Raw genomic sequence first — 24,335 nt, forward strand, 5'->3', positions numbered from 1 at the left:
GAACCGACCCCTGGTGGGAAGCGCCGGAAAAAGCTCCTCAGTCGGCGGTCAGCACGACTTTGACGCTCTGCGAGCGGTCGGCGGCCAGGCGAAACGCATCATGGGCCGAGGAAAGGGGGCGTTCGGCGGTCACCAGCTTCAGGACGTCGATATCCCCGCCGACGATGAGATCGACCGCCTGGTTGAATTCCGTGCCGAAGCGGAACGTGCCTTTCAGGTCGATTTCCTTGGCCATCACCGCATTGGCCGCCACTGGGATCTGACCACCCGGAAGATTGCCGACCTGAACGACCGTGCCGCCGCGCCGGACGCTGGCGATCGCCGCCGCGAGGCCCGCTGCGGTGCCTGAAATCTCGAACGCGACATCGATCGCCTTGTCGGCCGCGAGCGCCTTGAGCTCGTCGTCGCCGCCGAACAGGTCGATCGTCCTGTTTGCTCCAAGTTTGCTGGCGAAGGCGAGCGGCGCCTCGGCTATGTCGGCGACGGTGAGTTCGCCACATTCCTTGAGCCTGGCGGCGAGCATGGTCAGGAGCCCGATGGGGCCGGCGCCGAACAGGATGACGTTGCGGCCGGCAATGTCGCCGGCCCGCGCCAGTGCGTGCAGGCTGACGGCAAGCGGTTCGGCGAGTGCCGCTGCCTGGTAGGCGATATCATGCGGAACCTTGACGCATTGCGCAGGCGTGGCGTCGAATACGCTGGCAAAACCGCCTTGCATGTGCGGCGTTTTCGACGCCGAACCCATGAAGTAGATGTTTTCGCAGAGATTGGCGCGGCCCTCCGCGCATCGGGCGCATTGTCCGCACCAGCGCGACGGGTTGACCGCCACGCGATCACCGACGGCAAGTCCGGGCGCGTCCGCTCTGATTTCCACAATCTCCCCGGCGACCTCGTGGCCAAGCACGAGCGGCGATGTGACGACAAAATCGCCGGTCCGCGCATGGCGGAAATAGTGCAGGTCGGAACCGCAGATGCCGCCTGCGCCGAAACGCACGCGCACCATTCCCGGCGCGAGGGGGCCGAGCCGATGCTCGACGACGCGCAGATCCTCGGGGCCGAACAGCGTCGCGGCGACTGCGCTGTCGATCATCGGATCAGTCCCATTTGCGTCGGCAGCCACAGCGTGATGGCGGGGATGAAGGTGATCAGGATCAGCGCGACAATCAACGGGACGAGCCAGGGCAAAATCGCCATGGTCGTACGCTCGACCGATAGCTTGGCGACCCGCGAGAGGACGAACAGCACCATGCCGAGCGGCGGATGGAGGAGACCAATCATCAGATTGAGCGTCATGATCAGACCGAAATGCACCGGATCGATGCCGTAGAGGACCACGATCGGCAGGAGGATCGGCACAAGGATCGTGATCGCGGCGATCGTGTCGAGGAAACAGCCGACTACCAGCATCAGGATGTTCACCAGGATCAGGAACACCCATTTGTTTTCGGTCAGCGATGTGATGAAGACCGAGAAGAGCTGCGCCGCCTGGCTGACCGTGAGCAACCAGGCGAAGATCGACGCTGCGGTGACAATGAAGAGGACCGACGCTGTCGTCTCGATCGTATCGAAACTCGCCTTGGCCAGGGCTGAAAGTGTCATCGTGCGATAGCGCACGAGCCCCAGAAACAACGACCAGATGACGGCGGCCATGGCCGCTTCGGTCGGCGTGAACCAGCCCATGGTCATGCCGCCGATCAGGATGATCGGTGTCATGAGCGCCATAACGGCGGAGAAGTCGAAGTACCAGTCGCAGGCGATCAGGATGACGAGCGCGATGCCGACGGCAATATTGAGCGACAGTCCCATCTCGACAAGGGCATAAACGGCCAGCGGAAAACAGCATACGACGGCCACCTCGATCGACGCGGCGGCGAGCCGGTTCAATTTGAACGGCGTGTCCGAACCCCAGCCCCGACGGTGGGCGAAGATCGCGACCGTCACCATCATCAGCACCGTCATGACGACGCCGGGAAGGATGCCGGCCATGAACAGCGCGCCGATCGAGACGTTGGCCATCATGCCGTAGATAACGAAGGGCAGCGACGGCGGGAAGATCGGGCCGAGCGTCGAGGACGCCGCGGTGACGCCGACGGCCGCCTCCACGGGATAGCCGTGGTCGCGCATGGCTTTGATCTCGATGGTGCCGATGCCGGCGGCATCGGCAAGGGCTGCGCCCGACATGCCGGCGAAGACCACCGATCCGACTATGTTCACCTGGGCGAGGCCGCCCTTCATCCAGCCGACAAGCGCCAGCGCGAAGGAATAGATACGCCCGGTGACGCCGGCGATGTTCATGAGATTGCCGGCGAAGATGAAGAACGGCACGGCAAGCAGCGGAAAGCTCTCGACACCGGCGATCATGCGCTGCGCGGCAATGATGTCGGGCGCCACGCCATAGAAGACGAGATAGAGCAGCGACGACACCGCCATCGACACAGCGACGGGCACGCCGACCAGCATCAGGACGAGAAAGGCTCCGATCAGAAGCAGCATGGCCTATTCCCCCAGTCCGTCGAACGCGGCGGGGCGCTCCAGCGCCGAGTAGCCACGGCGGATGTTGCCGATGAATACCTGGATGGCGCGCAGCATCATCAGCACGAAACCGGCGAAGACGGCGTAGAAGACGACGTTGCGCGGCAGGTTGATGGTGACCATCCGCTCGCGGTGGACGATCCCGACATAGCGCCAGAGGAGCCAGGACATATAGGCGAAGAAGCAAATGGTAATCAGATTGACCGCGAGCGCCAGGTAGCGCCCCACCCCAGCGGGGAGATAGTGATAGAGCACGTCGACGTGGATGTGGCGCGTGGTGCGCGTGCACATGACCGAGCCCAGGAAGACCACGACGACGAGGCAGTTGATGGCGATCTCCTCGGTCCAGGCAAAACTGTTGTTCATGACGTAGCGGGTGAAGAACTGCAGGAACACGCAGAGCGACATGCCCCAGAACACGGCCAGCGTGACCCAGTCCTCCACCGCGTATCGCGACAGATCGACGGGTGCGGTTTCTTCCTCGAAGGCATGCGCCAGTTCTTCGGGGGTAACCTGGGTGTGGACCTCTTGGGTCATCGGCAAGCTCCGGAAACCGTTGGGACAGCGGGCTCAACAGACCCGACGCGCCTGTCGCGCCGGGCCCGGATTGATGCGGGTTACTTGACGGCGCGGATCGCCTCCCAATCCTCCTTGCGGTAGCCGAACTCCTCGAACGTCACCTTCTCCATCACGTTCTTTTCGAAATCGGCGCGATCGACTTCGGTGACGGTGAGACCGCGCTCCTTGAAGGTTTCAACCAAGGCTTTCTCGCGATCGACGATGATCTTTGTCGCTCGCGCGGCGGCTTCCTGCATCACCTCGGTAAAAATCGCCTTGTCCTCGTCCGACAGTTGCGACCAGCGCGATTGCGACACGATCGTATTGAGATGATCGACGATGTGCCCAGTCAGGACGATGTGCTTTTGCACTTCGTAGAACTTCTTGGCGTCGATCGTCGTCAGCGGGTTTTCCTGCGCTTCCACCGTGCCCTGCTGCAAGGCGAGATAGACCTCGGCGAAGGCGATCGGCGCGGTGTTGGCACCGCAGGCGCGCGGCATGGCGAGGTAGGCCGGCACATCGGGCACGCGGATCTTCAGGCCCTGCATGTCGGCGCATTTCTCGATCGGCCGATTGGAGGTCGTGTGACGGGTGCCGTAGTAGGTGGTCGCCGTGATGTGATGGCCGGACGCCTCTTCGTAGCCGCCGGTCAACTCCTTGTATTTGTCGCTCTTGGTGTAAGCGAGCAGATGATCGGCGTCGCGGAAAGTGAACGGGAAGTAGGTCACGCCGATCGGCGGGAATTCGCGGGCGGCGAAGCTCGATCCGGAGATGATGATATCAACCGTGCCGAGGGTCAGCCCCTGGTTGATGTCGGCTTCCTTGCCGAGCTGCGAGGCCGGGAAGACGTCGATCGTATAGCGGCCGTCGGTGCGCTTCTTGATCTCTTCCGCCGCCCACACCGACTCGGTGTGGAAGGGTTCGGACGTTTCGTAGACGTGAGCCCATTTCAGCGCGGTTTGTGCAGAGGCCGAAGCCATGGGCAGAGCGATTGCGGCGATCGTGCCGAGCAGAACGGCGTATTTTCTCAACATCATATTCCTCCCTGTGATTGAAATTGACTGTTCCGACAGGATCCTCCCGGTCGGCTGACTCCTATTCCGCGACCTCCCTGGCCGCGGATTTCTCACCGAAATTGCGTGAGAATCTCAATTGCGACTGACGCAGATGTTCCTGCATGGCGGCCTTGGCCCGTTCGGGCTCGCGCGCCGCGATCGCGTCGCGCACCGCGCGATGCTCCTCCGCGGCGGCCCGCCAGGATTCCCTGTTCTCGAAATAGCTCGACAGGCGTTCGAAATATGGGTTCATGCGCTGGTCGAAAAGCTCGCCGATGCAGCGCACAAGGACGGCGTTTCCGAGAATACCCGCCACCATCGTATGGAACTCGCGGTCGAGCGCGATCGTCGTCTTGGTCGGGTGAGGTATGTCCTCCATCCGGCGCAGCACGTCGTCCATATGTTCGATGTCGATCGGCCGAACATGGAGGGCGGCTTCGGCGGCGATCGCCCCTTCGATGAACTCGCGTGCCCGCAACAGCTCGAACGGGCCTTCATCCATCTCTGCCGTCAAAACGTCAGCACGCGGCCGGTCGGTGACGTAGATGCCGGAGCCGACGCGGATGCGTATGCGCCCCTCGACCTCGAGCGCAATCAGCGCTTCACGGACGGTCGGACGGGAGATGCCAAGCTGATCGGCCAGTTCGCGCTCGGTTGGCAGGCGATCGCCGACTGCGAACTCGCCCGCGTCGATCAGCTGCCTGAGCTGATCGGCGATCTGTCGGTAAAGTCGACGCGGTTCAACGGCCTGGATCGGCATTGTCACCCAGTTCTACTTCAACAGAATCATCCGGCTGATCCCGGATCGGTAAATTGGTCTGACCTATTGATCGAAAGTGCCGCGAAAAAATCGGAGAGTCAAGCAGCAGAGAACGCCCATGGAACTCATTCTCAGTGACTTTCTTGGAAACGACGGATCGGCCATGGCTGGACGGCAACTCTTGACCTTCCAGCAACGGGAAGGCTTATCGCGTGGTTTCGCCGCCAACGCCATCTCCGGGAGTTTCTAGGGAGTGGCCTATGACGTGGCGCGTTCAAGGAGGCGGCCGAAAAGTCCGTCGCTCTAGGTCAGTGGAGAGAAAACCGACAGGAGTTCTGCAGTGTTCGTACAGCCCGTCGACTACTTTCTTGCAGTCTGGTTCGTTCTAGCGGCCCTCAGTACGGCTTACGTGGCGTGGGATCAGTTCCGCAACAATCCCGAACCCGTGGTGATGAAATGGGGCTTCATCCTGGTCACGCTCTATATGGGACCGCTGGGGCTGTTGATTTACGTGCTGGCCGACAAGGAGCCGCGACCGGGCGAACACGAGGCGTTCACGAAGCCGCTCTGGAAGCAAGGCGTCGGCTCGACGATCCACTGCGTCGCCGGAGACGCCACCGGCATCATCCTCGCGGCCGCAATCACCGCCGCGCTTGGGCTGCCGATGTGGATCGATCTCATCGTGGAGTACGTTGCCGGATTCGCCTTCGGCCTGTTCATCTTTCAGTCGCTGTTCATGAAATCGATGATGGGCGGCACCTATTGGGAGAACGTCCGCAAGAGCTTCATGCCGGAATTCATCAGCATGAATTTCATGATGGCGGGCATGGCTCCGGTCATGAGTTTCCTGATGATGGGCAGCGACATGCGGGCCATGGAACCGACCGAGCTCCTGTTCTGGGGCGTGATGTCGTTCGGCGTGATCGTTGGCTTCATCACTGCATATCCTGCCAACGTGTGGATGGTGGTCCGTGGCCTGAAGCACGGGCTGATGACCGAACGCGAACCGGAGTTCGATAAGGCGAGGGAAGGCAGGCGCGAGCACGCGCATGGCGGCGCGGAAGCCGGGGTAGCGAGGCACCGTCACGCTCACGCGCGCCTCGACGAGCACGCCAACCCCGGCCATGGCGGCCCAGGCGGTAACCCCGGTGCCGGCGGCCATTATGGATCCGGCCATGGCTCTTCCCACGGCAATGGGGGAGGCGGGTCGCGTGGTCCGCATGGCGGTCACGGGATGGAGCCGGACGCAACTGTCCCGCAACTCGCGGCCTTCGGCGGCGTGTCCGTGCTTGCGCTGGCGCTCGGCATGATCGCTCCGGCCAATTGGGTGAACCTCACCCTCAGCGCGCGAGACGTCGGCGGCGCCATCATGCCGCCCGGCATGATCATGGACCGCGACACGCCGGCTGCAGCGATGCTGGACATGGCCGCCGTGCATCCTCGCCTGATCACGGCCAGCCATGGCTTGGAGGTTCGCGGCGACCGGGAACTGCAAGCCAGGATGGAGAACGGGGTGAAGGTGTTCGATTTGGAAACCTCGGTCATCCGCTGGGCGATCCTGCCGGATGTGAAAGTCGACGCCTATGCGATCAACGGTCAGGTTCCGGGCCCGCGGCTGCATATCCGGCAAGGCGACCGGGTGCGCATCAACGTCACGAACCGCCTGCCGGAGAGCACGACCCTGCACTGGCACGGGTTGATCCTGCCGAACGAAATGGATGGCCCGGCCGAGATCACGCAGGAGCCCATCCCGCCTGGCGGCAGCTACGTATATGAATTCACGGCGGGCCAATCGGGGACCTACTTCTATCACTCGCATGACCATGTCGATCGCCAGCAGGCGCTCGGACTCTACGGCGCACTCATCATCGATCCCGCCAATCCCCAGGACGAGATTGCGGCAGACCACGACTATGTTATTCAGCTTCAGGAATGGCTGATGCGGGAGGGCCTGACTTTTCCGTCGATGCCGATGGACGGCGGGCAGCCGAATTATTTCACCATCAACGGCCGCGCCTATCCTTCGACGGACACGATCAGGATGAAGGTCGGCGAAACTCTGAAAGTGCGCTTCATCGGCACCAATAACGGGTTTATCCACCCGATGCACATCCATGGCGGTCCATTCGAAGTTGTCGCCCGGGACGGCGAGACTATCCCGGAGTCGGCGCGTTTCCTTGCCGACACAGTGAACGTCGGACCAGGGCAACGCTACGATGTCGTCTGGCAGGCACGTCGCCCCGGAAAATGGCTGATCCACTGCCACATCGGGCATCATACGACCAACAACAATGTCGAAGAGAAGGGCGGTGGCGGACTGACGGTCGTGATCGATGTGCAACCCTGAAGCCCGCTCCGCAAGGCGAAACGTAGATGGATATCTTTGCCATCTACGGCGGCCTGTTTGCTCTTGCCTTCGCCGCGGCCACCATCCTTCCGGCGCAGTCGGAGGCCGCCCTTGCAGGGCTCCTCGCTACGGGTTCCTTCTCACCCGCAATGCTGGTTCTCGTCGCCAGCATAGGCAACATCCTGGGCTCGGCGGTGAACTGGGGGCTTGGTCGAGGGATCGAACGCTTCCGGGACAGGCCCTGGTTTCCGCTGCGTCCAGCGAGGCTCAACCGCGCCACGAACTGGTATCGCCGTTATGGAAGATGGTCGCTCCTGTTAAGCTGGATGCCGATCATCGGCGATCCGCTAACCGTGGTCGCCGGGGTTTTGCGCGAGCCGCTATGGAGCTTTGTCGCAATCGTCGCCGTCGCGAAGGTTTCGCGTTATCTGGTCGTCGCCGGGGCGGTGCTAAGCCTGACTTAAAACCGAATCGCGGACATCGCAGCAGGCAGTTGCGTTCACTTTTGGTTGCACTGCAACAAAGTGACCGCGGCGAGCTTGACAAATCAGACGAACAATTGTCGGAAGGGTGCGATGAGGACTCTTGGTCGAATTACGATCCTGGAAAACATACCGCTCCGTGCAATGCTGGCGGTCGCGTTCCTGGTCATGTCGGCTCTTCAGCCTGGTCTGTTTGCCACAGCCAACGCCACGGGTTTTCACGCCGGGGCGGATCTCCAGGCCGGGGTGGATCTGCAGGCCGAAACACCCGCACATGATATGGGCGATCACGGCGCCACGGCGGCGAACGACACGGACACGTCGGAGCATCATCACGGCGCCAAGCAATCCTCTGACAAGAGCTGTGAAGTCCATTGCGCGCCGGCAAATGCGGTGCCGGTCGACTGCCCTGACTTGGAGCATGTTGTCTCCCGCTGCTTTGCGCCCGTCGTTGCTGTCACGTTGCCGCTTGGCGAATACACAGCGCTCATAAGGCCTCCCAAACATCTGAACTGACGCGCCTTTCGGGGCGTTCGCGCGCAGCGTCGGGAATCCGTTTCCGCGCGGCCAAACGCATACGTCAAGCTTCAGGTCTACAATGAAAATCGCAAGCTCCGCGATGCTCGCATCGCTGTTAGTTGCTGGATGTGCGGCAACCACGCCGCCGAACATCCTTCCCGCCTTCAATCCGGCCGATCCCGCAATGGGCGTCCGTGATGTGCACTACCACCCGGCCGTCGTCGACTATCGCCACCGGGAGCCCGTCGATCCGCGGAATTGGCGGCGTCTCAATGAAGAACGCTCCTCTGCGAAGCCGGGAGCCGGATCGTGAGACGCCGGCCCCTGACGATAGCTGCGGTGATAACCATCCCGCTGATCGCTGCCGGATGCACGACCAGTGGGACACTTGATGGCATCTCAGCCCCCATGGCCGGCTTCACGACAGTCGCGGCGCGTGCCGAATCCGTGACCGGCAAGAAAACCGTATGGGTGCAATCCGCCGATGAAGCGCGGACGGTTTCAGAGCGCGTGAAGAGCCTCGTCCAGAAGAAGACGATCGGCCCGGACACCGCAGTGCAGGTCGCCTTGCTCAACAACAAGGGCCTGCAGGCCGCCTACGCCGAGATCGGCTTGTCGGCGGCCGACATGTGGCAGGAAACGATGCTCGTCAATCCGACGATCTCTGTCGGCATGATCGGTGTCGATCCCGTGCGGACGATTGAAGGGGCGGTGGTCAGCAACATCCTTGCGCTGGCGACCCACAAGCGACGCGTCGCAGTCGCGGATGCACGTTTCCGTCAGGCCCAGCTGCGCGCCGCCGAAGAAACGCTACGACTGGCCGCGGACACGCGGCGGGCCTGGATCAATGCCGTCTCGGCCTGGGAGAGCCTTTCCTATCTGAACAAGGCGCAAGCCGCCGCCGCCGCTGCCTCCGAACTCGCTCAAAAACTTGGGGAGACGGGCGCCTTCACAAAGACCGGCCAAGCCCGCGAACACGTCTTCTATGCCGAGATCGCCGGTCAGGCGGCGGAGGCGCGGCTCGCCGCCCGGACTGCCAAGGAAAAGCTCACCCGGCTGATGGGTCTATGGGGGCCGGACGTCGATTACTCAGTCCCCAACATGCTTCCAGCCTTGCCCAAAGGCGCCAAAGCCAAACGCGCAATCGAGGTGGAGGCGCTAAGAAATCGCGTCGACCTCGAGATCGCGAAACTCGAGTTGGAAGCGCTGGCGAAATCCTACGGTCTCACCGAGGCGACGCGTTACGTCAGCGATCTGGAACTACTTTCCGGCGTCGAGGTGGAACGCGAGGAGTCGGAGGAGGGCGGAACGGAGACGAGTGTCTCACCCACCCTTGAGCTTGAGTTAATCATTCCGATTTTCGATACCGGCAAGGCACGCATGCGCAAGGCCGAGCTTGCCTACATGCAAGCTGCAAACCGGTTCGCGGAAAAGGCGGTCAACATCCGGTCTGAGGCCAGGTCTGCCTATGATGCCTACCGTTCGACCTACGACATTGCCCGGCACTATCGGAACAATGTTGTGCCGCTGCGAACAAAGATCGAGGCGGAGTCGGTCCTCACCTACAACGGCATGATCACCAACACGTTCGAGCTGCTGGCGGACACACGCGCGAAAATCAGCTCGATCATACTTTCCCTCAACGCCAAGCGCAATTTCTGGCTGGCCGACGTCAACCTCGGAACCGCCATCCACGGTGGCGGCGCAAGCTCGTCCGGGGGCGGCGACGCACCGGCCGCGGCCGAAGCGGGCGCCGAAGGCCACTGAACTCAAGGAGAAGAAAATGCTTTCAAGACGTCAATTGCTAGGCGCGGGAGCCCTGCTCGCCGGCGCCACTGCATGGACCAAAACGTCGGCGATGGGGCTGCCCGACGCCCCAATCATGGAATCCCCCGACATGCAGCCTCCGATCTTCCCGACGAGCGGACCGGACTACCAGCCGATCGTGACGCTCAACGGCTGGACCCTTCCGCATCGCATGAACAACGGCGTGAAGGAGTTCCATCTCGTGGCCGAGCCGGTCGAGCGCGAGATGTCGCCCGGCATGACTGCCTATCTCTGGGGCTACAACGGTCAATCTCCCGGCCCGACCATAGAGGCGGTCGAGGGCGATCGAGTCCGCATCTTCGTAACCAACAAGCTGCCGGAGCATACGACGATCCACTGGCACGGCATGATCCTGCCCAACGGCATGGACGGCGTGACCGGTCTTACTCAGCCCGGAATCCCGCCCGGCAAGACCTTCGTCTACGAGTTCGACCTCGTGAAGAGCGGCACATTCATGTACCACCCGCACGCCGACGAAATGGTCCAGATGGCGATGGGCATGATGGGCTTCTTCGTCATTCATCCCAAAGACCCGAAATTCATGCGAGTGGACCGCGATTTCGTGTTCCTGCTGAACGCCTTCGACATCGAACCGGGGTCGTACGTCCCGCGCATCATGGAGATGACGGATTTCAATCTTTGGGGCTGGAACAGCCGCGTCTTTCCGGGGATCAGTCATCTTCCAGTGGCGAAAAACGACCGGGTCAGGGTGCGCGTGGGCAACCTGACCATGACCAATCATCCGATCCACATGCATGGCTACGATTTCGAGGTAACCTGCACCGATGGTGGCTGGGTGCGGCCGGAGGCGCGATGGCCGGAGGTGTCGATCGACATCCCCGTCGGCGCCATGCGGGCATATGAGTTCGAAGCCAAATACGAGGGCGACTGGGCGATCCATTGCCATAAGTCACACCACACAATGAACGCCATGGGCCACGACGTGCCCACGTTCATCGGCGTCGACAACTCGAAGGTCACCGAGAAGATTCGCCGGGTCCAGCCCGAGTACATGGCCATGGGTGACCGCGGCATGGCCGACATGGGCGAGATGGAGATGCCACTTCCCGACAATACGATCCCGATGATGACCGGCTGGGGCCAATTCGGCGCCATCGAGATGGGCGGCATGTTCTCGGTCGTGAAGGTTCGCGAGGGCCTGGCCTCGAACGATTACGCCGATCCGGGATGGTACCAGCATCCGGAGGGAACCGTGGCTTACGAGTGGAAGGGGGATGTCCCCGCTCCGACGAAATCAGGCGACGCAAAAACGATGGCCCCGGCAGCGCACGGCGGTCACGGCAAACAGGGATGAGAAACCGAAACCCCTCAACCTCAACGATGAGAGAAAGTGCAGCATGAAACGTATAATCGCAGCGGCCGTTTTGATGGCGGTCAGTTCGGGAGCAGCTTTTGCCGGTGGAACCCATGCCGGAGGCCATGGCGACAAAGCCGCCACGATGCCGATCGGCAGCCCTGGTGAGGCTGGCAAGGCAAAGCGGACTGTCAACATCTCGATGTCGGAGAAGGACGACGGGACGATGTCGTTCCAACCGGCCGTGCTCAAGGTGAAGAAGGGCGAGACCGTTCGCCTGAAATTCGTCAACAAGGGCCAAGTCGACCACGAATTCGTCATGGACGTCCATGAGGGGATCATGGAGCACAAGGCGCTGATGGAGAAGTTTCCCGAGATGGAGCACGCCGATCCCAACGCGATCCGGCTGGCGCCCGGCGCCAGAGGCGAGATCATCTGGACGTTCGCCAATGCCGGCGAATTCGGCTTCGCCTGCCTGGTTCCGGGTCACTACGATTCCGGCATGAAGGGCGACATCACCGTCTCCAACTGACCGACAAACCGCAAAGGAAGCAAACCATGACACTATTGGTAAAAAAGACACTCTCGACACTCGCGCTCATGCTCGCCATCGGCGGGAGCGCGCTTGCACAGGAATACGTGAAGGGCGAAGTCATCAAGGTCGACGCCAAACAGAAGAAGCTGACGATCAAGCATGAGCCGTTGACCAATCTCGACATGCCCGCGATGACGATGGTGTTCGTCGTTGCGGAGCAGGGCATGCTCGATAAAGTCAAAACCGGTCAGGCGATCGAGTTCACAGCCGACCGCGTCAACGGACGCATCACGATCACCGGTATCAAGTGATCCGGACCAGCGCCGCGGGTTGGAAAAATCAATGCGCGGCGCTGTCCTATCGAGAATGCCATGAGTACGGAAGTCAGGATGAAGGGGCCGCGCAGAAAATCGTCCAGAGTTTTTCTTTCCAGTCGTCATGTGCAGAGCGGCTCAGAGGCATCTCTATAGCGTATTTTCGCGCACCCACGCTCACATATGCCGGATAATTACAGCGAACGCGTGCATGATGCCTGCCGGTATCTTCGTACCTGATGACGCCGTTCGCGCCCGTCTGGACGAGGCCAATAGCGACGTCAAAGTCGTAATCCCCATATAGCGAGACACTGTTGTCCATGACGCTGAGCTGGACCGAGGTGGCATCTGGAAAATTGGCGGTGTAAAAGACCAGTTGCTCCGCCGCCATCGAGGGCGTAGCCACCAACACGCCGGCAAATAATGCAATGGCGCGCATTTCCTCCTCCCGAGGATCCAAGGCGAGACTATCACCTCTCGTGTCAACATTCGAATCACTGTTCCAGGCAGTGGGCCGAGGCATTCAGATGCGTATTGCGTTTCTCCTCCCATCCGTTATCTCCAGTCAGGACCATCAATGGCAAATCCTCCGCGCCGACCGACAAATCCAATGGCTGCCGCCGAAGCCGCCTTCAAGCCAGTCAAGAAGCCGGCCGCACCGGTTCGCGAATCTGCTGCTGCTCCAAATGTCAGAGAGCTTGTTTCAATCAGGATTGATCGGGCTGTCTTGGATTATTTCCAGGGGGATGGACCGGGCTGGCAGGACCGTATTAACGACGCTTTGCGGGCCATGGTCGAGAAGCGGATCGCCGCCGAGGACGACCGTTCAGACGACATCACCTGACGGAAATGTGAGCGCCTAGCGATCTTTTCTTGGGATGCAGTATATGCCATGGAAGCCTGTGAAGATCTGGATCGTATTCCCGCGTCTGCTTTCGATTCTGGCCGTCGTGAGCCTTCTCACCGCGCCAATGGTAGCACCGTCCGCTGCGCTGACGATGGTTGTCGATCCCGCGGCGGCGATGGCGGATATGGCATCCATGCCGGACGGCATGCCCAACTGTCCCGACGAGAGTCAGCCGGCACCTGATTGCCAGAAATCCTGTCCCCTCATGGCCTTGTGCGTCGCCAAGTGCTTTCCGAGCGCTTCGACGACCGCAGCAATCATGCTGACCCGGTTATCTCAGGCTGACCGGCTCGCGCCTTGCAACAGAGACGGGCGCGATCTCCCGACTTCTCCGCCGCCCCCAAGACCCCCACGAACCTAAGTTCATCGGCGGCTCCATCGGGGCCGTTTGCCGCCGCGTGGCTGACAGCCCGTGGCGAGTGCCCCGTGGCTTTGGCATGAGCCTGGCCACGAACTTGCCGTGCATTCCGTGCGGCCGAAATGACGAACTTGGGAAAATCTGACAATGAATTTTTGCAATGCGAAGCACGTCGCGGCCGCGGCGCTGATCGGTCTTGCTCTCGGCGGTGCCAATTCGAAGGCGTGGGCTGGGATCGACGATTACGAGTTTCAGCTCGTTCAAAGCGCGATCAAGACGGGCGATGCTGCGATTGTCGCCGTCCGTCTCGTCGACAAACGGTCCGGCAAGGTGGTGCCCGATGCGGTGATCTTTACCCAGCGCATCGACATGGCACCGGACGGTATGGAGGCAATGACCGCGCCCGTCGAGGTGTTGCCGTCCGACGAGCCCGGCATCTATCGGTTCAAGACCAACCTCATCATGGCGGGAGGCTGGCGCCTTTCGATCGCCGCGAAAATCCAGGGCGAGGCCGAAACGGTCGAGAGCCGTTTGGAATTCAAGGCTACCCAATGAGCAGGCTCAGCTCATTCGTGGCGCTTGCCGCATTGGCGGCGGGCGCGGGCGCGGGCGGATACTGGGCGGGCCAGCACGATCTGTCCGTCCCGGCGGTGGTGCAAATGATCAGCGCCAATATCGGGGGCGTGCTCGGGGCGGAACAGACCCCTACGGCCGTCGGCTCGCCTGCCTCCGGCCCAGTCATCTACTATCGTCATCCTGACGGCGATCCAGCCTATTCGTCGACACCGAAGCAAACCCCGGATGGCCGGGATTTCGTAGCAGTGCTGGCGAGCGAAGACGTGAGCTTCGAGGCTCGTCTCAAGGACGAGGCGAAGGGGGCCGAAGCGACGGCGCCGGGCGAGCGGAAAATCCTCTATTACCGCAATCCGATGGGCCTGTCGGACACATCGCCGACGCCAAAGAAGGATTCTATGGGGATGGCCTACATCCCCGTCTACGAAGGCGAGACGGAAGACGGCGCGACCGTCAAGCTATCGACCGGAAAACTGCAGCGAACGGGCGTGAAGACGGTGCCCGCCACCAGAGGCGCAATCGTACGGCCGGTCCGCATTCCCGGCACCGTCACGTTCGATGAGCGCCGTGTAAGTGTCGTCTCGATTCGCACCGAGGCGTTCCTCGAAGAAGTGGCCGACATCACTACGGGAGAAACAATCGAAAAAGGGCGACCCCTCGTCAGTTTCTATGCCGAGGAAATAGCTGCCGCGGGCGCGCTCTACGCCGCCGATCTAAAGAACGGCTCGAGCAAGGCAGCCGCCAGCGGCAGCCTGCAGCGGTTGACGAATCTCGGCGTCCCGATCGAAGCAATCGCCGAAATAGAGAAAACCCGAAAGGTGCCGATCTCGGTAACGCTTGTGGCGCCACGCAACGGCGTTGTGTTGGAACGCAGAGCTGTTGACGGCATGATGGCCGAAGCTGGGGAAACGCTGTTTCGGATCGCCGACGCCTCGACCGTCTGGGTGATGGCTGACGTGCCGGAATACGAGCTGAGCTCTGTTCGCGTCGGCGACAAGGCGGCTGTGCGCATCCGCAGCTTGTCGGGCAAGGTATTCGAGGGCAGGGTTGGCCTGATCTATCCCGAAATCCAGGGCCAGACGCGGACCGCGAGGATTCGCATCGAACTCGCCAATCCCAACGGGCTGTTGCTTGCCAACATGTATGCCGATGTGGAGATCGCGACGGGCGGCAACGATCCTGCCGTAACCGTGCCCGACAGCGCAGTCATCGACACGGGAAATCGACAGGTCGTCATCGTCGACAAGGGCGAAGGCAGCTTCGAGCCACGCGACGTGAAGGTCGGCATGCGGGGCGAGGGCATGGCCGAGATCACGCAGGGCATTACCGAAGGCGAAAAGGTCGTCGTATCGGCGAACTTCCTGATCGATGCCGAAAGCAACCTCAAGGCGGCACTCAGCGCGCTGACGCCTGCGGAGGCGCAGCCATGATCGCCAACCTCATTGCCTGGTCGACGCGCAACCTGGTTCTTGTCTTCTTCGCCAGCGCGCTCGTGGTCGGGGCAGGCGTCTATGCCGTCAAGATCTTGCCGCTTGACGCCATACCCGACCTGTCGGACGTGCAAGTTATCGTCTTCACAGACTATCCGGGCCAGGCTCCGCAAGTTGTCGAGGACCAGGTCACTTATCCACTGACGACTTCGATGCTGACCGTGCCGCGCTCGAAGGTGGTCCGCGGTTTCTCGTTCTTCGGAGTGTCCTTCGTCTATGTGATTTTCGAAGACGGCACCGATCTCTACTGGGCGCGAAGCCGCGTGCTCGAATACCTGAACGCGGCCGCCGGCCGGTTACCAGACGGCGTCGCCCCAACGCTCGGACCCGACGCGACAGGCGTCGGCTGGGTCTATCAGTATGCCGTCGTCGCCAAGGAACTGTCCCTCGCCGAACTCCGATCCCTTCAGGACTGGGTCGTGCGTTTTGCGGCCTCGAAAGCCGAAGGCGTTTCGGAGGTCGCGAGCGTCGGAGGCTTCGTCAAGCAGTATTCGATCGTCGTCGATCCGGTGCGGATGCGCGCTCAAGGCGTAACGCTCGCGGAAGTCGGAGAAGCGGTCCGCACCAGCAACATGGATACCGGCGGGCGCACGGTCGAGATCTCCGAGTTCGAGTTCATGGTGCGCGGGCGCGGCTATCTGAAGAACGTGGTCGACATAGAGAGCATCGTGCTCAAGACCGTGGGCGGCGTGCCGCTCCGGCTCGGCGACGTGGCCAAGGTCGAGATCGTGCCAGACGAACGCCGAGGCATTGCCGAACTCAACGGAGAGGGCGAGGTTGCAAGCGGCATCGTGCTGCAACGGGTCGGCGCGAATGCTCTGACCGTCATCGAAAATGCCAAGGAGAGCCTCGCCGAGATCGAAAAGAGCCTGCCAGGCAATGCCAAGATCGTCCCCGTCTACGACAGGTCGGAACTCATCAACTCTGCGATCGAGACGCTGAGGTCGACGCTGGTGGAGGAGAGCATCGTGGTCGCTCTCGTCACCATCGTCTTCTTGCTTCACGTCAGAAGCGCGCTGGTGGCGATCATCATGCTGCCGGTCGGCATCCTGATGGCCTTCACGGGGATGAAGCTGCTCGGCCTCGGTTCGAACATCATGAGCCTCGGTGGCATTGCCATCGCCATCGGCGCGATGATCGACGCGGCGATCGTGATGATCGAGAACGCCCACAAGCACCTCGAACGCGCGCCACCGGGCAAGCCCCGCATCGAGGTGCTGGTCAATGCCGCAGCCGAAGTCGGGCCGGCGCTGTTCTTCAGCCTGCTGATCATCACCGTCTCGTTCCTGCCGATCTTCACGCTTGAAAGCCAGGAAGGCCGGCTGTTCGGGCCGCTGGCGTTCACGAAGACTTTCGCGATGGCTGCGGCGGCGCTGCTTTCGGTCACGCTCGTGCCCGCTCTGATGGTGGTCTTTGTCCGCGGCCGGATCATCCCCGAACGTCGCAACCCGCTCAACAGGCTGCTGATCGGTCTCTATCGACCGATCATTGCAGGGGTGTTGAAGGCGAAGACCTTCACTATCCTGCTCGCGATTGCCGCCCTTGCAGTGACCGTCTGGCCCGCGCGCCAGCTCGGCAGCGAGTTCATGCCGAACCTCGACGAAGGAACGCTGATGTACATGCCGACCACGCTACCAGGCCTGTCCGTCACGAAAGCCGCCGAACTGATGCAGATGCAGGACCGGATCATCAAGTCATTCCCTGAGGTAGAATCTGTCTTCGGCAAAGCGGGCCGGGCGCAGACCGCGACCGACCCCGCGCCGACCGAGATGTTCGAAACGATCATCAATCTCAAGCCGAAATTAGAATGGCGGGCAGGCGTTACGTCCGAGAGCCTGAAGACGGAAATGGATGCCGCGCTGCAGTTCCCGGGCGTCTCGAACGCGTGGACTATGCCGATCCGCGCCCGCATCGACATGCTGTCGACGGGCATACGAACTCCGGTAGGCGTCAAGGTCTACGGGTCTGATCTCGGCGAAATGGAAAATGTCGCGCGCCAGATCGAGGCGGTGCTGCGGGCCGTGCCTGGCACGTCGAGCGCCTATGCCGAGCGGGTGATTGGCGGCTACTATCTTGACATCCTGCCTAATCGGACCGCCTTGGGTCGCTACGGCCTGTCGGTTGGCGACGTCCAGGACGTGATCGCCGTGGCGCTCGGCGCAAAGGTCATTACGTCCACTGTCGAGGGCCGTGAACGGTATGGCGTTGCGATCCGCTATCCACGCGCCCTCAGAAGCGATCCTGGCGCGATCGCTAGGGACGTGCAGATTGCGCTGCCCGGCGGTGGCTCTGTGCCGCTCGGCGAGGTTGCCAAGGTCGAACTCACGCGCGGCGCGACCTCGATCCGCACCGAGAACGGACAACTTGCCGTCTATATCTTCGTTGACATCGCCGGCCGTGATCTCGGCGGCTATGTCAGCGAGGCGCAACAGGCGGTTGCCGCCGAGATAAAGCTGCCGCCGGGCTATTCGGTCGCCTGGAGCGGGCAGTTCGAATATCTCGAACGTGCCCAGGCGCGGCTGAAGATCGTCGTGCCGCTAACGCTCGCGCTCATCTTCCTGCTGCTCTACCTCAACTTCCGGGCGCTAACCGAGACGCTGATCGTCATGCTGTCGCTGCCCTTCGCTATCGTCGGCGGCATCTGGATGATGTGGTGGCTGGGCTTCAATATGTCGGTCGCGGTTGCGGTGGGCTTCATTGCGCTCGCGGGCGTGGCTGCCGAAACCGGGGTCATCATGCTTATCTATCTCGACAACGCGTGGAGCGAAGTGAGGGCCAGATGTGCGGCCCAGAAGCGAAGTTTGACCAAGACAGATCTCAACGGGGCGATCATGTTCGGTGCCGTCGAGCGCGTACGCCCGAAGATGATGACGGTCGTCGCCATCATGGCGGGCTTGCTGCCCATCCTGTGGAGCACCGGAACCGGATCGGAGGTCATGCAGCGAATAGCCGTGCCGATGATCGGCGGCATGATTTCTTCATCGATCCTGACGCTCGTGGTGATCCCGGCCGTCTACGGGATCGTCAAGGGCTGGCGGTTGCCGAGGCGAAGTGCAGTCGAAGAGCCAAGCGCAGACGCTCAGCTGAAGTTGGCTGCGGAATAGGCTCCAAAATGATGCATCAGATGATGTCAGGCGGCATGTGGGGCATGGGCGTAGCAGGCTTCATCCTCCTCGCTCTGGTCGTTCTCGCGATCGCCGCCTTGATCAAGTTCCTGTTTTTCAGATGACAATCACGGTAAACGAGGGCGCGCGGTCTGAACCGCGCGCCCTCACACGAGTCTTCTAGGCCGCCATTTCCCGGCAGCTCTCTGCGCAGCGGCGGCAGGCCTCGACGCATTCCTGCATGTCGCCAATGCGCTCGCAATCATCCGCACATTCGTTGCAGATCTCAGCGCATTCGCCACAGGTATGCTTGTGGTGCTCGGAACCAATGAGCATGAAATGCGCCGAGGTCCGGCAGATCTCGGCGCACGCCATCATCAACGTGAAGTGCTGCTTTTCGGTGTGTTTTCCACCCAGTTCAAGGCAGTGGCCCATCGCGGTCGAAAGGCATACGGAATAGCAGTGCAGGCATTCGTCGATACAGCTTTTCATTTCGGGGCTAAGGTGATGCATGGAGGGTGTCCTTTCTTCGAGTCTAGGAGCGCCCTACGGCGCCTCCTGACGATCACTTTGCGTTCGCCTCAAGCCACTGCTTGAACTCGCCGATTTCCTTGGTCTGGGCGTCGATGATCGTCTGAGCCATCTTCTTGGCTTCGTCATTGTCGCCGTATTTCAGCTCGATTTGGGCCATGTCGATCGCGCCTTGGTGATGCGCGATCATCCCGCAAGCGAAGGCGACATCAGGGTCTTTGGCAATCATGCCTTGCATCATGGCAGGATGCATCTTCATCATCGCCGTCATGTTGGCCTTGTGCGCTTCATCCATGCCCGACATGTCAATGCCGGCCATTCCTGGCATGGTGTGCCCCGCTGATGCGCCTTCAGCCTGACCGCATTGTTTCGGCAAGGGCGTTGGCGCTACATCCACAGGCTGGTCAGAGGATTGCTGAGGGAACACTGCCGAGGGGAAACCCGAGAGCAGCAGTGCCGTGGCGACCGTGAGTTTGGTATTGGCCATAATTCATCTCCTGAAATGCTTGAACTATTGACGCGAGGCGCAAAAGTCTCGCCTCGGCGCCGGCTCGTGGCATGAATCCCTTTATGGTTTTGGAGGTCGGTCCAATCGGTTAGGGATCCTCGAGCTAGGCAGACCGGCTGCTTCGATGCGGACAGATGATTTCAGTTCCGGGCTGGGCAGAGTCGCCGCAACAGCCGTGAAACCGGCCATGCAGTGGAGCGCCGAACAGCAATGCGCGGCGCGATGGCTGGTATCCGCGCAAGGGTCAGCGGCACCCGCCTCGCTTGCCTGTGCCGCGACCTGCGGCATTTGAAATGCCGCGCTAGGAGATAGATGATCGTGGTCCAGCGCGTTGGCGAGCTGCGCTTCAGACAGAAGAAAACCAGCAGCGAAGCAGACGAAAAAAGCTGCCTTCGCCCGACGAAGAACGCGCAATAGTGCAACCCATGACATGCTGCGTAACGGAAGCGCGGAAACTTTGTTCCGATGCGGCGGGCGCCGGTGTAGATGGAGCGGCCGCTTCTAACGCTGCGGAGCCCTCGACCCCTCATGCTGCTTGCGCCACCCGTACGGGGTCAGGCCCCGCGGCTTGTATAGCGACAGCGCCACGGGTACGAGCAACACCAGCAGCCCTCCCGCGGCGTGGATCACAGGCGATATCCGCAGCTCCCGGAGATCAGCGATGGAAAACGTCGTCTCTGCCGCGATGTCTGCCAAATAACCAATCAGATTCAGCTGAAGCAGCAGGACGACGGTGACAAGAATATTCAGCAGAAGCTTCGCCAGGACCCAGTAGTGCCGGAACAGGCCCCAATTGGTGCCCAGCGACTGGACAAGCCCGGTGACCAATGAGGCGAGAACCAACGGGACGATGACGTACCAGGCGGTCAACTCCATCGCGAGATAGGCGGCGCGCACCATCTGCAGATCCTTGCTGGCCAAGCCGGCGACGGCGAGAGCCAGGAAGCCGGCGACCGCGCCGAGCGTGCCGACCGAGGACGTGATATGCGCGGTGAGCGCGAACTTTCGAAGGCCGGGTGTCATGGTCATCGCTGTTGCATGCCAGGCTCTGTAACGCTGGAGGACGGCAGGTGCCGACCGGGGCCGTGGGGCCCGCCGACGCCCGTGAAGACCACAGCGATAATCAGCAGGACCAGGACGATCGCGATGATCCCCGAAACTTTCACCCAGCGGGGTGCGCCGGGATAAGGAGGTGGGTCGGCCATGGGCGTCTCCTGCGTCGTGCGGGGTGGTCGCGTTTTCATGACACGAAGATTTTATCGACACAGTATGTCTCCATCAAGTCTTGATGTCTCGTATCTCGACACGGCTGCTACGTCACGTATATTGGGACGGTGCCGAAGTTATGGAACGAAACAATCGATGCGCACCGCCGCGCGGTGCGCGACGCGACCTTGGACACCACCGCGGCGCTGGTGGCCAAGCACGGGCTGCTGTCGGTTACGATGGCGAAAATCGCCGAGGAGACCGGAATAGGTCGCGCGACGCTTTACAAGTACTTCCCGGACGTCGAAGCAATCCTCATCGCCTGGCATGAACGTCAGGTGGCCAGTCACCTTGAACATCTCACTGCAATTCGGGACCAGGCTGGCGACGCCGGTGAGCGGCTAGAGGCGGTACTTGAGGCCTACGCGTTCATTTCACACGAGCACCATGGCACCGAACTCGCAGCACGCCTGCATCGAGGCGAACACATCGTCAAGGCGCAGCATCATCTCCATCAGCTCATCCGCGATCTGCTGGCCGAGGGTGCAGCGACGGGCGATCTCCGGGACGACGTCGCGCCTGACGAGCTTGCGACCTATTGCCTCCACGCCCTCATGGCAGCCAGCAGCCTGCCATCCAAGGCCGCGGTCCGCCGACTTGTTACGGTCACTCTGGCCGGGTTGAAACCTCCGCGTCGGTCAGACGGCGGGCTGGGCTGCGCAGACTTGTCCGATGCACCGCAATCCCGGTCCTGATATCATGCCCGTCATGATGCTAAGGGCGAAGTTGGAGGCGACGAGATGAAACAACTACTGGGAATTCTCGTCGCGAGTCTGATTGCGGCGACGTCGACCGGATCGGCTGCAGGTGCCGAGGCCGTCTCGGTTTCGCAACTGAAGGAGCATACCCACATCCACGGGCTGGCCGTAGATAGGGAGAATTCCGGCAAGCTCCTGATAGCGACCCACCACGGACTCTTTCGCGCCGGGTCGGACGGAAAGGCAGAGCTCATTTCGCCGGTGCAGGATTTTATGGGGTTCACGCCGGACCCATCCGACCCGAGGTCGCTCTACGCCAGCGGGCACCCGGCGGGTGGGGGCAATCTCGGGTTCATCGCCTCAGCCGACAACGGCGTCACCTGGAATCAGGTTTCGCCGGGAGCAGACGGCCCGGTCGACTTTCACCAGATGACGGTCAGCTCGGCCGATCCTCAGGTTCTCTACGGCGCCTACGGCGCGCTACAGGTAAGCCGCGATGCCGGGAAGACATGGTCGGTGGTTGGACTGCTGCCTGAAAAGCTGATCGACCTCGCCGCATCGGCAAAGGACGCCGACACGATTTACGCCGCGACTGAAGGAGGCCTGTCGGTCAGCAGGAACGGGGGCTTGACCTGGGAAACGGTCGTCGATGGCGCGCCCGTCAGTCTCGTTGAGGTGACGGCCGACGGTTCCGTCTACGCGTTCGTGGTGGGACGAGGACTTGTCCGGTCCGCGGAGGCTGCTCTGAACTTCGCGCCACTTTCCAGCGGCTTGAGTGACCGAATCCTGCTGCATCTCGCGGTCGATCCGGCCGACAAGGATCGGATATTCGTGGCGTCTCACCAAGGTGACATCCTGGCCAGCACCGACGGCGGCGTCAACTGGACCGAACTCGGTCGTTGATGCGGTGACACAGTGGATCGTAGGGTGACTGGAAAGCTGGCGCTGGGGCTTGCTCTTGCCGCCTTGGTGGCGGTCTGCGTGGTTCTTGTTTTCGGCGGCAAGTCGGGCGGGATCCTCAAGCCCGACGATGCCCGTGTCATCGCGCGCGGCGAGGCCGTTTACGTGGCGCATTGCGCCTCTTGCCATGGCAAGAACCTCGAAGGTCAACCGGGCTGGAAAGCGCAGGACAAGGATGGATTCCTTCCGGCCCCGCCCCACGACGAAAGCGGTCACACCTGGCACCACCCGGACACACTGCTGTTCAGGATAACGAAACTCGGCGTCGCCGAAGCCGCCAACCTCAAGGATTATAAAACGCGGATGCCAGCTTTCGGGGGAATCCTGACCGACGCCGATATCATCGCGGCCTTGTCCTACATCAAGTCGCGCTGGCCGGACGACATGCGCCGTCGCCACGACGAACTGAACCGCGTCTTCGCGCGGCGGGAATCGTCCGCACGATGAGCCGCATGGTGGCGGCACATCATCGCCGGCGGGCAAGCTCCCGATAAAACGCCTCCGGCGTAACGGCTATTTCCGACGCAACATGATGCCAGCGTCCCTTGGGCGGCAAGACGCCGCCGTTGCATGCGATCCAGGCACTAACTCTCGCCGCGACGGATTTCAGGGACAATATCTCGGCCCGCGTTCGCGTCCGGTGGACCTCGCCTGCCAAGTGTCGCAGCAGTGCGGAGGCCAGCGCGCGATCGTTTTCGAGCACCGCCATGGCCCTGGTGATCGGCACGGCGCGCACGATCGATTCCTCACCGGCCAACGCATCGCAATGGTATCGATCCGCAAACAGCGAAGCCTCGGCCAGGATCGAAGCCGAGCCGGCACGCTGCAACGTCAGCAGGAACCCGTCGGGAAGTGCCCGGACAAGGCGCAGTTCTCCCGCGATGACCAGGAAGAGCGATAGCACCGGGTCGTCCATACGAAACAGGGCGCTGCCGGCAGGGAGAGATTGCTCGCGTTCCGCGAGTTCGAGGAATCGCTCGAAGAGGAGGTCCGACATGATCGCAATCATGTTTCAGTTCCTGCGGCTGTGTCAAATGTCGCAAGACAAAGAAACGCCGGAGATCGCTCGATGAACCGCATTGCCGTGCTGTCCCTCATGCTGGCTTTACTTGCCGTCCCTCACGGGCTGGCGCAGCAGCATGGCGGCATCAATCACAAGGCCACTGAAGGAAGGGACAAAACCGCTTCGTCTTATTCCGGGATGGAGACACGCCGCGTGAAGGCGCTCTCGGGCGAGCAGATTGCTGATCTTTTGGCCGGGCGAGGGATGGGTCTGGCGCTGGCGGCCGAACTCAATTCCTATCCGGGTCCGTCACATGTCCTCGAACTCCGGCATGCTCTTGGCCTCACCGATGAACAGGCGTCGCGGACCAAGGCCCTGCTGGATCAGATGAAGGCAGAAACGATCCCGCTCGGAAGACTGGTCATCGAGAAAGAGACCGAACTGGACCGCTTGTTTTCCGAACGAAAGATGACGTCGGCGCACCTCGCTGAAATGACAAAAACCATCGCCGACGTGCAAGGCGCGCTACGGACAGCGCACCTGCGCTATCATCTCGAGATGGCCGAATTGCTTACCCCTGAGCAGATCCGCCGGTACTCACAGCTTCGCGGATACTCTGGGCAGGTCGATTGAACAGGCCTGTTGACGGCCCGCGGCCGTGATCCTGATGGAAATACGCACGCACCTGGTTTCATC

At 61.6% G+C, this 24,335-nt stretch carries 26 protein-coding genes; 15 read left to right on the forward strand and 11 right to left on the reverse strand.

Annotated features, from left to right (window positions below):
* Positions 1–37 precede the first annotated feature (37 nt).
* From CIT26_RS12770 to CIT26_RS12790, 5 genes are all read right to left on the reverse strand, one after another.
* Positions 38–1,087, reverse strand: a complete 1,050-nt coding sequence (locus CIT26_RS12770; RefSeq protein WP_095492907.1) for an L-idonate 5-dehydrogenase — start codon at positions 1,085–1,087, stop codon at positions 38–40.
* Entirely contained in the window at positions 1,084–2,490 is a 1,407-nt protein-coding gene (locus CIT26_RS12775) for a TRAP transporter large permease (protein ID WP_095492908.1), read from the reverse strand. Before CIT26_RS12775 ends, CIT26_RS12770 begins: the two co-directional genes overlap by 4 nt.
* Before the next feature lie 3 nt (positions 2,491–2,493).
* Positions 2,494–3,066 (reverse strand): TRAP transporter small permease, encoded by a 573-nt coding sequence (locus CIT26_RS12780; RefSeq protein WP_095492909.1) that lies wholly within the window; start codon positions 3,064–3,066, stop codon positions 2,494–2,496.
* Positions 3,067–3,146: 80 nt separating this feature from the next.
* A complete protein-coding gene (locus CIT26_RS12785; RefSeq protein ID WP_095492910.1) occupies positions 3,147–4,121 on the reverse strand; it encodes a sialic acid TRAP transporter substrate-binding protein SiaP in 975 nt (324 codons plus the stop codon).
* Positions 4,122–4,182: 61 nt separating this feature from the next.
* Positions 4,183–4,902, reverse strand: a complete 720-nt coding sequence (locus CIT26_RS12790; protein WP_095492911.1) for a FadR/GntR family transcriptional regulator — start codon at positions 4,900–4,902, stop codon at positions 4,183–4,185.
* A 118-nt stretch (positions 4,903–5,020) separates the two neighbouring features.
* Here CIT26_RS12790 and CIT26_RS38280 point away from each other — a divergent pair, with 118 nt between their 5' ends.
* From CIT26_RS38280 to CIT26_RS12800, 3 genes are all read left to right on the forward strand, one after another.
* Entirely contained in the window at positions 5,021–5,152 is a 132-nt protein-coding gene (locus tag CIT26_RS38280; protein ID WP_280951111.1) for a hypothetical protein, read from the forward strand.
* 90 nt (positions 5,153–5,242) lie between these two features.
* Positions 5,243–7,249 carry a multicopper oxidase domain-containing protein gene (locus CIT26_RS12795; protein WP_095492912.1) on the forward strand — a complete coding sequence of 669 codons (2,007 nt, stop codon included), beginning with the start codon at positions 5,243–5,245 and terminating at the stop codon, positions 7,247–7,249.
* 26 nt (positions 7,250–7,275) lie between these two features.
* On the forward strand, positions 7,276–7,713 hold the full coding sequence (locus CIT26_RS12800; RefSeq protein ID WP_095492913.1) for a YqaA family protein: 438 nt from the start codon (positions 7,276–7,278) through the stop codon (positions 7,711–7,713).
* Here CIT26_RS12800 and CIT26_RS36565 read toward each other — a convergent pair.
* Entirely contained in the window at positions 7,699–8,403 is a 705-nt protein-coding gene (locus CIT26_RS36565) for a hypothetical protein (protein ID WP_167391385.1), read from the reverse strand. The two genes, CIT26_RS12800 and CIT26_RS36565, sit on opposite strands and share 15 nt — an antisense overlap.
* Positions 8,404–8,559: 156 nt before the next feature.
* Between CIT26_RS36565 and CIT26_RS12815 the strand changes: the two genes are divergently transcribed.
* The 4 genes from CIT26_RS12815 to CIT26_RS12830 are packed head-to-tail and all read left to right on the forward strand — an operon-like array spanning position 8,560 to position 12,238.
* Positions 8,560–10,017, forward strand: coding sequence for a TolC family protein (locus tag CIT26_RS12815; protein ID WP_095492916.1), 1,458 nt, complete (start codon positions 8,560–8,562; stop codon positions 10,015–10,017).
* Positions 10,018–10,033: 16 nt separating this feature from the next.
* A complete protein-coding gene (locus CIT26_RS12820; protein ID WP_095493066.1) occupies positions 10,034–11,392 on the forward strand; it encodes a multicopper oxidase family protein in 1,359 nt (452 codons plus the stop codon).
* A 43-nt stretch (positions 11,393–11,435) separates the two neighbouring features.
* Positions 11,436–11,924 carry a cupredoxin domain-containing protein gene (locus CIT26_RS12825; RefSeq protein WP_095492917.1) on the forward strand — a complete coding sequence of 163 codons (489 nt, stop codon included), beginning with the start codon at positions 11,436–11,438 and terminating at the stop codon, positions 11,922–11,924.
* A gap of 26 nt (positions 11,925–11,950) precedes the next feature.
* Entirely contained in the window at positions 11,951–12,238 is a 288-nt protein-coding gene (locus CIT26_RS12830; RefSeq protein WP_095492918.1) for a copper-binding protein, read from the forward strand.
* A 73-nt stretch (positions 12,239–12,311) separates the two neighbouring features.
* Here the strand turns inward: CIT26_RS12830 and CIT26_RS12835 are convergent, their stop codons facing one another.
* Positions 12,312–12,680 carry a hypothetical protein gene (locus CIT26_RS12835; protein ID WP_095492919.1) on the reverse strand — a complete coding sequence of 123 codons (369 nt, stop codon included), beginning with the start codon at positions 12,678–12,680 and terminating at the stop codon, positions 12,312–12,314.
* A gap of 138 nt (positions 12,681–12,818) precedes the next feature.
* On the opposite strand from CIT26_RS12835, the gene CIT26_RS12840 reads away from it, so the two are divergent.
* The 4 genes from CIT26_RS12840 to CIT26_RS12860 all read left to right on the forward strand — a co-directional run bounded on the left by CIT26_RS12840 (position 12,819) and on the right by CIT26_RS12860 (position 18,673).
* Positions 12,819–13,085: a BrnA antitoxin family protein gene (locus CIT26_RS12840; RefSeq protein WP_095492920.1), complete on the forward strand. Its 267-nt coding sequence runs from the start codon at positions 12,819–12,821 to the stop codon at positions 13,083–13,085.
* A 568-nt stretch (positions 13,086–13,653) separates the two neighbouring features.
* Positions 13,654–14,061 (forward strand): FixH family protein, encoded by a 408-nt coding sequence (locus tag CIT26_RS12850; protein ID WP_095492922.1) that lies wholly within the window; start codon positions 13,654–13,656, stop codon positions 14,059–14,061.
* A complete protein-coding gene (locus CIT26_RS12855) occupies positions 14,058–15,509 on the forward strand; it encodes an efflux RND transporter periplasmic adaptor subunit (protein WP_095492923.1) in 1,452 nt (483 codons plus the stop codon). Before CIT26_RS12850 ends, CIT26_RS12855 begins: the two co-directional genes overlap by 4 nt.
* Positions 15,506–18,673 carry an efflux RND transporter permease subunit gene (locus CIT26_RS12860; protein WP_095492924.1) on the forward strand — a complete coding sequence of 1,056 codons (3,168 nt, stop codon included), beginning with the start codon at positions 15,506–15,508 and terminating at the stop codon, positions 18,671–18,673. The genes CIT26_RS12855 and CIT26_RS12860 overlap by 4 nt, the downstream gene beginning before the upstream one ends.
* A 180-nt stretch (positions 18,674–18,853) precedes the next feature.
* On the opposite strand, the gene CIT26_RS12870 is transcribed toward CIT26_RS12860, so the two are convergent.
* From CIT26_RS12870 to CIT26_RS12880, 3 genes are all read right to left on the reverse strand, one after another.
* Positions 18,854–19,186 carry a four-helix bundle copper-binding protein gene (locus CIT26_RS12870; protein ID WP_095492926.1) on the reverse strand — a complete coding sequence of 111 codons (333 nt, stop codon included), beginning with the start codon at positions 19,184–19,186 and terminating at the stop codon, positions 18,854–18,856.
* Between the two features lie 52 nt (positions 19,187–19,238).
* Positions 19,239–19,691, reverse strand: a complete 453-nt coding sequence (gene copM / locus CIT26_RS12875; RefSeq protein WP_095492927.1) for a CopM family metallochaperone — start codon at positions 19,689–19,691, stop codon at positions 19,239–19,241.
* Between the two features lie 522 nt (positions 19,692–20,213).
* On the reverse strand, positions 20,214–20,741 hold the full coding sequence (locus CIT26_RS12880; protein WP_095492928.1) for a hypothetical protein: 528 nt from the start codon (positions 20,739–20,741) through the stop codon (positions 20,214–20,216).
* A 365-nt stretch (positions 20,742–21,106) separates the two neighbouring features.
* Here CIT26_RS12880 and CIT26_RS12890 point away from each other — a divergent pair, with 365 nt between their 5' ends.
* Genes CIT26_RS12890 through CIT26_RS12900 form a run of 3 tightly spaced genes read left to right on the forward strand, consistent with a single transcriptional unit; the run spans position 21,107 to position 23,083 of the window.
* Positions 21,107–21,673, forward strand: a complete 567-nt coding sequence (locus CIT26_RS12890; RefSeq protein ID WP_206072758.1) for a TetR/AcrR family transcriptional regulator — start codon at positions 21,107–21,109, stop codon at positions 21,671–21,673.
* Positions 21,674–21,718: 45 nt separating this feature from the next.
* Positions 21,719–22,579, forward strand: coding sequence for a WD40/YVTN/BNR-like repeat-containing protein (locus CIT26_RS12895; RefSeq protein WP_095492931.1), 861 nt, complete (start codon positions 21,719–21,721; stop codon positions 22,577–22,579).
* Positions 22,580–22,603: 24 nt separating this feature from the next.
* Positions 22,604–23,083 carry a c-type cytochrome gene (locus CIT26_RS12900; protein WP_167391386.1) on the forward strand — a complete coding sequence of 160 codons (480 nt, stop codon included), beginning with the start codon at positions 22,604–22,606 and terminating at the stop codon, positions 23,081–23,083.
* A 19-nt stretch (positions 23,084–23,102) separates the two neighbouring features.
* Here CIT26_RS12900 and CIT26_RS12905 read toward each other — a convergent pair whose 3' ends face one another.
* Positions 23,103–23,645 (reverse strand): Crp/Fnr family transcriptional regulator, encoded by a 543-nt coding sequence (locus CIT26_RS12905; RefSeq protein ID WP_095492932.1) that lies wholly within the window; start codon positions 23,643–23,645, stop codon positions 23,103–23,105.
* 60 nt (positions 23,646–23,705) lie between these two features.
* Here CIT26_RS12905 and CIT26_RS12910 point away from each other — a divergent pair, with 60 nt between their 5' ends.
* Entirely contained in the window at positions 23,706–24,272 is a 567-nt protein-coding gene (locus CIT26_RS12910) for a Spy/CpxP family protein refolding chaperone (RefSeq protein ID WP_245319384.1), read from the forward strand.
* Positions 24,273–24,335 lie beyond the last annotated feature (63 nt).

Origin of the sequence: Mesorhizobium temperatum (assembly GCF_002284575.1) — a bacterium.
In the GTDB taxonomy this organism is placed as follows: Bacteria; Pseudomonadota; Alphaproteobacteria; order Rhizobiales; family Rhizobiaceae; genus Mesorhizobium; species Mesorhizobium temperatum.